The organism is Paracidovorax oryzae ATCC 19882 (assembly GCF_000687165.1).
Classification (GTDB): domain Bacteria; phylum Pseudomonadota; class Gammaproteobacteria; order Burkholderiales; family Burkholderiaceae_C; genus Paracidovorax; species Paracidovorax oryzae.
Genome location: NZ_JMKU01000051.1, coordinates 1 through 9,782 on the forward strand (window position 1 = coordinate 1; position 9,782 = coordinate 9,782).

Annotated in this window: 9 protein-coding genes; 4 read left to right on the forward strand and 5 right to left on the reverse strand. The window is 69.2% G+C overall.

Going from position 1 to position 9,782, the window contains the following annotated elements; genetic code table 11:
• Positions 1-156: 156 nt before the first annotated feature.
• A complete protein-coding gene (locus tag T336_RS0122155; protein ID WP_026434165.1) occupies positions 157-1,686 on the reverse strand; it encodes a UxaA family hydrolase in 1,530 nt (509 codons plus the stop codon).
• Positions 1,687-1,832: 146 nt separating this feature from the next.
• On the reverse strand, positions 1,833-2,831 hold the full coding sequence (locus T336_RS0122160) for a Bug family tripartite tricarboxylate transporter substrate binding protein (protein ID WP_026434166.1): 999 nt from the start codon (positions 2,829-2,831) through the stop codon (positions 1,833-1,835).
• A 116-nt stretch (positions 2,832-2,947) separates the two neighbouring features.
• On the opposite strand from T336_RS0122160, the gene T336_RS0122165 reads away from it, so the two are divergent.
• The 3 genes from T336_RS0122165 (at position 2,948) to T336_RS0122175 (ending at position 4,810) form a co-directional block, all read left to right on the forward strand.
• A complete protein-coding gene (locus T336_RS0122165) occupies positions 2,948-3,874 on the forward strand; it encodes a LysR substrate-binding domain-containing protein (protein ID WP_026434167.1) in 927 nt (308 codons plus the stop codon).
• Between the two features lie 110 nt (positions 3,875-3,984).
• On the forward strand, positions 3,985-4,407 hold the full coding sequence (locus T336_RS27450) for a hypothetical protein (protein ID WP_244884009.1): 423 nt from the start codon (positions 3,985-3,987) through the stop codon (positions 4,405-4,407).
• A 10-nt stretch (positions 4,408-4,417) separates the two neighbouring features.
• Positions 4,418-4,810: a hypothetical protein gene (locus tag T336_RS0122175; RefSeq protein WP_026434169.1), complete on the forward strand. Its 393-nt coding sequence runs from the start codon at positions 4,418-4,420 to the stop codon at positions 4,808-4,810.
• Positions 4,811-4,838: 28 nt separating this feature from the next.
• Here the strand turns inward: T336_RS0122175 and T336_RS0122180 are convergent, their stop codons facing one another.
• Positions 4,839-5,783, reverse strand: coding sequence for a LysR family transcriptional regulator (locus tag T336_RS0122180; protein ID WP_019701826.1), 945 nt, complete (start codon positions 5,781-5,783; stop codon positions 4,839-4,841).
• Positions 5,784-5,879: 96 nt separating this feature from the next.
• On the opposite strand from T336_RS0122180, the gene T336_RS0122185 reads away from it, so the two are divergent.
• Positions 5,880-7,013, forward strand: a complete 1,134-nt coding sequence (locus T336_RS0122185; protein ID WP_026434170.1) for a DSD1 family PLP-dependent enzyme — start codon at positions 5,880-5,882, stop codon at positions 7,011-7,013.
• Here T336_RS0122185 and T336_RS0122190 read toward each other — a convergent pair.
• Together T336_RS0122190 and T336_RS0122195 are read right to left on the reverse strand one after the other, a co-directional pair.
• On the reverse strand, positions 7,001-8,479 hold the full coding sequence (locus T336_RS0122190; protein ID WP_019701824.1) for an MFS transporter: 1,479 nt from the start codon (positions 8,477-8,479) through the stop codon (positions 7,001-7,003). The genes T336_RS0122185 and T336_RS0122190 overlap by 13 nt on opposite strands.
• A 108-nt stretch (positions 8,480-8,587) precedes the next feature.
• Positions 8,588-9,637 carry a patatin-like phospholipase family protein gene (locus tag T336_RS0122195; protein ID WP_026434172.1) on the reverse strand — a complete coding sequence of 350 codons (1,050 nt, stop codon included), beginning with the start codon at positions 9,635-9,637 and terminating at the stop codon, positions 8,588-8,590.
• Positions 9,638-9,782 lie beyond the last annotated feature (145 nt).

Sequence of the window (9,782 nt, forward strand, 5' to 3'; positions counted from 1 at the left end):
GGCCGGATCGGTGACGGCGAAGGTGGCGCCGCTGGCGGCGGCCTGCCAGCGGCCGGCGATGCACAGCTGGCTGCGCACCAGCGGCTGGGCCGCGGAGAGGGGGGACACAGGCAAGGAGGAAGTGGTCATGTCGCGCAGGAAAAAGGAAGGAAAGTCTCAGCTCACGATGCCCAGGTGCCATGGCACGAACTCATGGTCGCCCAGGCCCAGCAGTTCGCTCTTGGTGGCCTCGCCGCTCGCGTGCCGCAGGATCTGCGCGAAGATGCGCTCGCCCATTTCGGGCACCGTGAGCTCGCCGTCCAGGATCACGCCGCAGTTGATGTCCATGTCCTCCTCCAGCCGGCGGTACATCGGCGTGTTGCTGGCGAGCTTGATGGTCGGTGCCGGCTTGCTGCCGAACATCGAGCCGCGCCCGGTAGTGAAGCAGATCAGCTGCGCGCCGCTCGCGATCTGGCCCGTGGCGGCCACCGGGTCGTAGCCCGGCGAATCCATGAACACGAAACCGCTCTCGTCGATGCGCTCGGCATATTCATACACGGCGCGCAGCGGCGTGGTGCCGCCCTTCATGGCCGAGCCGAGCGATTTCTCGAAGATGTTCGCCAGGCCACCGGCCTGGTTGCCGTGACCGACCACGCCGTTGAACTGCGCGTTCTGCCCGGCCGCGTAGCGCTCCCACCAGGCCAGGCGGTCCAGCAGCTTCTGGCCCACCGCGGGGCTGATGGCGCGGCGCGTGAGCATGAACTCCACGCCGTGGATCTCGGGCGTTTCCGACAGGATGGCGGTGCCGCCATGGCGCACGAGCACGTCCATCGCCGCGCCCAGCGCCGGGTTGGCCGTGATGCCCGAGAAACCGTCCGATCCACCGCATTCGAGTCCGATCTTCAGGTGGCTGGCAGGCACCGCGCTGCGGCGCGCCCCGTTGGCTGCCGGCAGCATGTCCTCGATCGCCGCGATGCCGGCCGCGATGGTCGCGCGCGTGCCGCCCACGTCCTGCATCACCAGCGTGCGCATCAGCCGGCTGCGCTCCAGTCCCTGGGATTCGACCAGCCCGTCCACCTGGTTGCGCTCGCAACCCAGGCCCACGATCAGCACGCCCGCCAGGTTGGGGTGGCGCGCATAGCCTGCCAGCGTGCGCCGCAGCACGTCGAAATGCTCGCTGGGCGAGGACATGCCGCAGCCGCTGGTCTGCGCGAACGCCACCACGCCGTCCACGTGGGGGAACTCGCGCATCCGATCCTCCGTGAAATGCGCGGCGATCTGCTTGATGACCGTGGCGGAGCAATTGACCGACGACAGGATGCCGATGAAATTACGCGTGCCCACGGAGCCGTCCGCACGCACGAAGCCCTGGAAGGTCGCGCGCTCGGCCTCGGGCACGTAATGGACGGGCCGTACATCCGCGCCGAACGCCGGATCGCGGTAATAGTCCACGAGCTCCAGGTTGTGGCTGTGCACGTACTCGCCCGGCTCCAGGTCGCGCGTCGCCACCCCGATCACGGTGTCGTACTTCTTCACCTGCTCGCCCTGGGCGATGCGCCGCGCGGCGATCTTGTGCCCGGGTGGCACCTGCGCGCGCGCCCGCACGCCCAGGTCGGGAATCTCCTGCCCCAGCGCCAGCCCGGTCTTGGCGACCAGCACGTTGTCGTTGGGATGCAGGTGCAGCAGCGGACTGTCAAGGCTGGGCATGCGGGGCTTTCATCATGGAATTGTGGCTCGTGTCTTGTCCGGATCTGTGGCGTAGCGGCAGGGCCGCAAGCATTGGCACGGCCCAGGCCAGCAGACGCCGCGGAACCGGCTTTGCCGGGCCGCTGGCGTCGCCGCCCGGGGGGATGTCACCCTTTCATCAGCTCTCGCAATTTCAGCTTGTCGATGAGCACCGTTTCCTTGGCATAGACGGTGTTGACGTACTTCTCGTAGTCCGGTCCGTCCAGGTAGAGCACGGGGGCGTCGAGCTTGTCGGCCACGGCCTTGAACTCGGGGCTGGCCACGGCCTGGCGGAACGCATCGCGCAGCTTCGCGGTGACGGCCGGGTCCAGCCCCCGGGGCGCGCCGATGCCGTTGGGCGCATCCACGACCACGTCCCAGCCGAGCTCGCGCAGCGTGGGCACGTCCTTGAAGCGCGCCGTGCGCTGCTCGCCCCAGGTGGCCAGCAGGCGCAGCTTGCCGGACTCCACGTGCGGTGCCCAGGAGCTGGAGTCGGCCAGCGCATCCACATGGCCGCCCAGCACGCCCTGCAGCGCTTCGGCGCCGCCCTTGTAGGGCACGTGGTTCAGCTGGATGCCCGCCACGCTGGCGAATTCCTCCATGCCCACGTGCGTCGCACCGCCTACGCCCGCATGCGCATACGTCACCTTGCCCGGATGGGCCTTCGCGTAATCCACGAAATCCTTGAGCGTCCTGAACGGCGAGTTGGCCGGCACCGCGATGCCGAAGGTCTGGCCCGAGGTGCGGGCGATGTACGTGAAGTCCTTGCGCGGATCGGCCTGCAGCGTGCCCAGCTGCGAGAAGCGCGTGACCGAGATCGGGATCTGCCCGATGGTGTAGCCGTCCGGCTTCGCGGCGGCCAGCGCCTTGGATCCGATCATGCCGGAGGCACCGGCCCGGTTCTCCACCGCGATCGCCTGGCCCAGGATGCGTCCCGCGACCGTGCACAGCGTGCGCATCGACTGGTCCGCCGTGCCGCCGGCCGGCCAGGGGCAGATGAAGGTGATCGGGCGGTCGGGGTAGGTGCCCTGGGCGAGCAGGCGCGCGGGCGCGGAGGCGAGGGCGAGCGTGGCGGTGCCGAGGGCGCCCAGCATGAGCTGGCGCCGGCCGCAGCGTGGGGTCTGCATGGATATGTCTCCTGTTTCTTTATCGTCGGTGGGGCCAGCGCCATTGTTCAGAAGCGGGCCATGCCAATCCAATGAAAATACGGACTACCTTCATAACCTCCAAGGAATGATCCGAAATGCCCAGGATCGATCGCGTGCTGCGCTCCAACCTCAAGCTGCGGCACCTGCAGATGCTGGTCGCGCTCGACCAGTTCCGCCATGTCGGGCGTGCGGCCGAATTCCTGTCCGTCACCCAGCCCGCCGTCTCCAAGACGCTGGCCGAGATCGAGCGCATGTTCGGCCTGCCCCTGTTCGAGCGCTCCACCCGCGGCACCGAGCCCACCGCCGCGGGCGCCAGCGTGGTGCGCTTCGCGCGTTCCGTGCTCGCCGGCTACGAGCGCACGCGCGACGAGATCGCCGCCGAGGCCAGCGGCGCCCGCGGCCGCACCAGCGTGGGCGCCATGGTGGCCGCCACCCCGGTGCTGCTCGCGCAGGCCGTGGAGCGGCTCAAGGCCCGATCACCCCACGTGACCGTGCTCATCGAGGAAGGCGACCTGACCCGCCTGCTGCCCAAGCTGCGCCTGGGCGAGCTGGACCTGTTCGTCGGACGCCTGGAGCCCGGCTACGCCTCGCCCGACCTGGAAACCGAGGCGCTCTACGACGACCCCATGGTCGCCGTCGTGCGCCCCGGCCACCCGCTGGCCCGCAGGCGCCAGCCCCGCTGGTCCGACATCGCCGCCCAGCCCTGCGTGCTGCCCCCGCCCTGGGCCTCGCTGCGCGTGAAGCTGGAGCAGCAGTTCTTCGCCCACGGCCTGCACCCGCCTGCCGACATCGTCGAATCGGCCTCGTTCCTGTCGCAGATCACCTTCGTCCACCAGCGCGGCGCCGTGGCCTTCATGGCCGGCACCGTGGCGAGGCATTTCGCGCAGCAGGGGCTGGTGGCGGTGCTCAGGCTGCCCGTGCCGGTGGAGCTGCCTCCGGTGGGGATCATCCGGATGCGGGGGCTGGAGGGGACGGCGGTGACGGAGGCCTTGGTGGAGTGCCTGAGGGAGAGGCAAAATTAGGAGCGCCCAACACGGCCGTTGGCGCCATTGCCTCTGTGCGGCGCTTTGGAGCCGGGAGACCCGTCAAGGGTTCGCGAAGGTATCCGGCATTTTTTCAAAGATTGTTCCTCATGGCCGCGTGCTTCAATTGCCGTGCATACATCCATCTGGCGGATGACACATGCCCGTACTGCGGCTCGATTTTCAGGCCGGGTACCTGGCGCACCGCGTCCGATCTCATCGAACCGGCGAAGGGTGGCTGGGGATTGAGCCTGGAAACCCTGCGTGGTCGCTGGTTTGCCGGAATGAGCCTCGCGGTCCCGGTGTGGGTACCTCTGGCCACGGGCCTGCTGCTGGGTTCACAACCCGGTGGCGCGATGGGGCTGATGATGCTCCTGTTCCTGTTCGTTTTCATTCCCGGCGTTTACGTCATTGCCAACCTGCCTCGCTGGCATGGCGTTGCCAAGCTGATCGCCAGCCTCGCATACGTGGTCGTCGCAGAGGTCACCGCGTTCCTGGTGCTCTCCGGAGTGGATTGGTTCTGGAGATATTGACGGACCTGCGATGACCGTATTTGCTGAGCTTGTTGGAAAGTATGCGAGGTATTTGTTTGTCGCTTCCGGGCTCGTTTCTCTGGCCTTGTGCGCTTTTTGCCTCATGCACATCCCTGTCATCAAGGTGAGCAAGCCATCTGCGGTGGCTTATATCGAGACATTGATGGACGGCAAGGGGCTGGTTGAAAGCGAGCGGAAGATGGTTGATTTTGAGTTGGACCAGATTCTTTTCAATGATTCCCGGTACCGGATGATGCACTCCGGGCTCTGGCACGCCGGGGTCTATGGGTTCGGGATACTCGGATCGATTCACCTGCTCCTGGGACTGGTAATGGTCCGCGCCGAAAGGCGCGCACGCCGGACGGGCGGGCCTGTTGCTCCACCAAACCCCTTGCGCCGATAGATGAGAACGCCAGGGCCTGGATGGTTGTTCAGGCCTGCCCGGAATGTGCGCGCCACGGCACCGGATCCAGCGCCGCCCTGCAGGCCTCGATGAACACCCGCAGCCGTGCCGGCACCCCGTTGCGCACCGGCGTGAGGGCCATGACGGGCGCCGCCTCCAGATGCCAGCCGGGGAGCAGGCGTACGAGGCGGCCTTCGGCGATGAGGGGGCCGGCCTCCCATTCCGAGCGCGCCACGATGCCCAGGCCGTCCAGGGCCCATTGCGTGACTACCGTGCCGTCGTTGGATGAAAGCCGTCCCGCCACGCGCACGGAAACATCTTTCCGCAGGGCCGGTCCTTCCTGCCCCATTGCCGACGGCGTGAAACGCCAGCGGGTGACGTCCTCGTCGTTTTCCGCCAGGCACAGGCAGGGCTGGTCCGCCAGCTGCGATGGGTGCGTGAGAGGCGCCTCCAATCGCCGGACAAAGGCGGGGCTGGCGCACAGCAGGCGATCGTTGGGGGCCAGCAGGTGGCCTACCCATGAGGAATCCTTCGGCATTCCGATGTGGATCACGACGTCGTGAGCGGCCGCGTCGCGCAGCGGATGCTCGGAAAGCTGCAGCGCGATGCCCAGGGCCGGGTGGGCGAGGTGCATGGTGCGCACGATCTGCGCCATGTACTGTCTTCCGAAGCCGAAGGGGGCTGCGACGCGCAGCCGCCCCGCCATCGCATGGGCCTCGCTGCCGATCCGCCCGGGCAGCGATTCGACGCGTTCCAGTACGTCCTTCGCCTCCTCCAGCAGCCGCCGGCCTTCATCGGTGAAGGTGATGCCCCGCGCGCCGCGCACGGCCAGGTGAATGCCCAGGGAGGCTTCCAGGCGCTTCAGGCGCACGGTCAGCGCTGGCGGGGTCAGGTCCAGCAGGCGGGCCGCGCCCGCCAGGGAGCCGCAACTGCCCAGCGCGCGAATCATGCGCAGGTCATCGAGGTCGATCATTCATTTCTGTTCAATGCTGGAGTTGTCCAGCATTAAACACAAATGTAGTCTACGCATCTACATTGGCGCGGTACGCATCTTCCACGGAGCCAGCCGGTGACCACCATCCACGAACTGGGCACGCCCAGCGCACTCATCGATACGCAGCGCATGGAGCGCAACATCCACCGCATGCAGGACCGCATGCACGCGCTGGGGGTGCGCTTCCGCCCCCACGCCAAGACGACCAAGTGCCTGCCGGTCGTGCAGGCGCAGGTCGCGGCGGGCGCGCAGGGCATCACGGTATCGACGCTCAAGGAGGCCGGGCAATTCTTCGAGGCCGGCATCCAGGACATCCTCTATGCGGTGGGCATGGTCCCGGGCAAGCTGATGCAGGCGCTTGCGCTGCGCCAGCGCGGCTGCCAGCTGAAGATCATCACGGACAGCGTCGCTGCCGCCCGCGAGATCGGCCGCTTCGGTGCGGCCCATGGCGCCGTCTTCGAGGTGTGGATCGAGATCGACACCGATGGCCACCGTTCCGGCATCAAGCCGGAGGAAGACGCATTGCTGCAGGTCGCGCAAGTGCTGCAGGACGCCGGCATGGTGGTGGGGGGCGTGCTGGCGCATGCCGGCTCCAGCTACGACCATGACGATCCCCAGGCACTGCGGGCCATCTCCGGTCAGGAGCGGGCCGGCGCCGTGCGCGCGGCGCAGCGGCTGCGCGAGGCCGGCTTCGCCTGCCCCGTGGTGAGCATCGGTTCGACGCCGACGGCCCTGGCGGCGGAGCACCTGGAGGGGGTGACCGAGGTGCGTGCCGGCGTGTATGTGTTCTTCGACCTGGTAATGCGCAACGTGGGTGTGTGCGGGCTGGACGACATCGCGCTGAGCGTGCTCACGACCGTGATCGGCCACCAGGAAGAAAAGGGCTGGGCGATCGTCGATGCCGGCTGGATGGCGATGAGCCGCGACCGTGGCACGCAGAAGCAGAGGCAGGATTTCGGCTTCGGCCAGGCGTGCCGCGAGGATGGAACGGTGCTGGAGGGCTACACCCTGAGCGGCGCCAACCAGGAGCACGGCATCCTGTCGCGGGCCGGCGAGCCGGACGGCCGCATCGCCGAGCGCTTTCCCATCGGCACGCGGCTGCGCATCCTGCCCAACCACGCATGCGCCACCGGCGCGCAGCACCCCGAGTACCACGCCATCGGCCCCGATGGGCGGGCCGAGGCCTGGCCCCGCTTCTACGGCTGGTGACCGGAGTGCAGCGGCGGCGCGATCTCTTCGAGCGATTTCCGCTCGGCATCGACCGCCCAGCGCCACGTCACGCCCGCCGCCACCAGCACCAGCGCCGCGCCCAGCAGGTAGCCCATGAACACGTTCTCCCGGCTGCCCGTATCGATGAGCGCGCCGAACAGGGCCGGGGCCGCGAAGCCGCCCACGCCGGTGCCCACGGCGTAGAAGAGGGAAATCGCCAGCGCGCGCATCTCCAGCGGGAACACTTCGCTCACGGTGAGGTAGGCGGAACTCGCGGCGGCCGAGGCCAGGAAGAACACCACCGACCAGGCCACGGTCTGCGTGGTGGCATCCAGCCAGCCGTTCATGAAGCCCAGGCCCGTGAGCGCGAGCGCGATGCCGGCCAGCGCATAGGTGGCGGTGATCATCACGCGGCGGCCGATGCGGTCGAACAGGGGCCCCAGCAGCAGCGGGCCCAGCACGTTCCCGGCGGCGAAGGGGAAGATGTAGAGGCCCACCCGGCTGGCGTCCACGCCGTAGAAGCGCGTCAGCACGAGCGCGTAGGTGAAGAAGATCGCGTTGTAGAAGAACGCCTGCGACACCATCAGCGCCAGCACCACGGCGCTGCGCTCCGGGTAGCGGCGCAGCAGCACCTGGACCACCTGCGACGCGGAGGGCAGGGCGCGGCGGCCAGGCGGTACTGCCGGGCCAGCCGGGACGGCCCGGGCTGCGTGGGGCATGGCGGGGGCGGCCGCCGCCCCGAGCCCGGCTGGGCGCGGATGCGCGGTGCCATGCACGCTGCGTTCGATGTCCGCCACGATGCGTTCGGCCTCGTCGGCGCGGCCGTGGGTGATCAGCCAGCGTGGGCTCTCCGGCACGTGCCGGCGCACCAGCAGCACGGCGGCGCCCAGCAGGGCGCCCATGAGGAAGGCGGCCCGCCAGCCGTGTTCCGGTCCCAGCACGCGCGCATCCAGCAGCACGAGGCTCAGGGCGGCCCCCAGGGCCGCGCCCAGCCAGAAGCTGCCGTTGATGGCCAGGTTCACGCGGCCGCGCACCCGTGCGGGAATGAGTTCGTCGATGGCGGAATTGATCGCCGCGTATTCACCGCCGATGCCGATGCCCGTCAGGAAGCGGCACAGCGCGAAGGCGGCGAAACTGCTGGTGAAGGCCGTGGCCACGGTCGCCACCATGTACACCGTCAGGGTCAGCATGAAGAGGCGCTTGCGCCCCAGCGCGTCCGCCATGCGGCCGAACACGAGGGCGCCGAGCACCGCGCCGCCCACGTACAGCGAGGCCGTCCACCCCACCTGCGAAGCCGTCAGACCGAGGGTGTCCGGGCGCTCCAGCGCGCTGCCCAGCGAACCCACGATGGTCACTTCCAGCCCGTCGAGAACCCAGGCGATGCCCAGCGCGATCACCACGCGCCAGTGCCAGGCGGACCAGGGAAGCCGATCGAGACGGGCGGGGATATCGCTGCCGAGGGACATGGCGGCACCATACGGGCGCAGCGCCGTGTCCGCCGTAGGAGGCGGGCGCAAATGGGGCGTGCCCGCCGCCGCGGGCCGCGGCGGATGGACGAAAGGGCGCAGCAGGGGTCAGGGGGCCGCGGCAGGGCAGGAGCCGTCCAGCCCTGCCAGTCCCGCCAGCTTCTGCAGGCGAGAGCGCTGCTCCAGGCAGGCCTGGTGCTGCGCCTCGGCGGCTTTCTGTTGCGCGAGCCGCGTGGCCTCGGCGCGCGCAGCCTGCAGTTGCGCCACGCGCTCGCGGATCTGCGGCATGGCGGCGAGGGCGGCTTTCTCGCCTTCCAGGATGGCACTGGCGCGCTGCGTGAAGTCGGCCGCGCCGATGTCCAGCACCTGCGGGCGGACGACCACGTCGGCCCGCGCGAGTTCGGCCTGGCCGAGCTTCTGGCCCATGATCGCGATCGACTGGCCCAGGGTGCCGAGCATGCCGGCGGGCGCCTGGCCGCGTGCCTTGTTGGAAATGTCCACGGCGACCACGATGTCGGCCCCCAGCTGGCGCGCCGCGTCCACCGGCACCGGACTGACCACGCCGCCATCCACGAAGTGGTACTTGCCGATCGCCACGGGCTGGAACACGCCCGGTATGCTGCTGGAGGCGCGCACCGCCTGGCCGGTATTGCCGCGCGTGAACACCGTGCGCTCGCCGTCCTCCAGCCGCGTGGCCACGGCGGCGAAGGGCTTGGCCAGCCGTTCGATCGGCTGGTTGCGGACCTGCGCGTTCACATAGTCCTCGAGCTTCTGGCCGAGCACGAGTCCGCCGGAGGACAGCTGCAGGTCGCGGATCTTCGCCTCGTCGAGCGCCACGGCCTTTTCCTGCAGCTCGAAGGCATTCATGCCGTTCGCGTACAGCGCGCCCACCACGCTGCCTGCGCTGGTGCCGGCCACCACGGCGGGCGCGAGGCCGTTGGCCTCCAGCATCTTGATGACGCCGATGTGCGCGAAGCCCTTGGCCGCACCGCCGCCCAGCGCGATGCCCACCTTGATGGGGGCGGGCGACGGAGCAGCCGCGGCCTGGGACGGCATCGCGGACGGGGTGGCAGGGCTGGCGGGCGGCGTACTGCCGCAGGCGGCCAGAGCCGCCGCACTCAGGAGGACCAGGGGGCGCAACAGGGCGTTCGATCGCATGCCGGCAGGGAAACACTGTGGGGAAGCAACCAGTTTATCGGGCTGCTTGCCCTCCTGCGCGCGTGGGGGTCGCGGGGCCGCCGTGCGGCCCTGCCGGTCAGCCTCGGGCGATGGCCGCCGCGATGGCTTCGCCCACCTCGGTGGT

Bases quoted from the DNA above. Each gene is read 5' to 3' on its own strand.
- T336_RS0122155 (WP_026434165.1), bottom strand. From the start codon at position 1,686: ATGCCCAGCCTTGACAGTCCGCTGCTGCACCTGCATCCCAACGACAAC.
- T336_RS0122160 (WP_026434166.1), bottom strand. From the start codon at position 2,831: ATGCAGACCCCACGCTGCGGCCGGCGCCAGCTCATGCTGGGCGCCCTC.
- T336_RS0122165 (WP_026434167.1), top strand. From the start codon at position 2,948: ATGCCCAGGATCGATCGCGTGCTGCGCTCCAACCTCAAGCTGCGGCAC.
- T336_RS27450 (WP_244884009.1), top strand. From the start codon at position 3,985: ATGGCCGCGTGCTTCAATTGCCGTGCATACATCCATCTGGCGGATGAC.
- T336_RS0122175 (WP_026434169.1), top strand. From the start codon at position 4,418: ATGACCGTATTTGCTGAGCTTGTTGGAAAGTATGCGAGGTATTTGTTT.
- T336_RS0122180 (WP_019701826.1), bottom strand. From the start codon at position 5,783: ATGATCGACCTCGATGACCTGCGCATGATTCGCGCGCTGGGCAGTTGC.
- T336_RS0122190 (WP_019701824.1), bottom strand. From the start codon at position 8,479: ATGTCCCTCGGCAGCGATATCCCCGCCCGTCTCGATCGGCTTCCCTGG.
- T336_RS0122195 (WP_026434172.1), bottom strand. From the start codon at position 9,637: ATGCGATCGAACGCCCTGTTGCGCCCCCTGGTCCTCCTGAGTGCGGCG.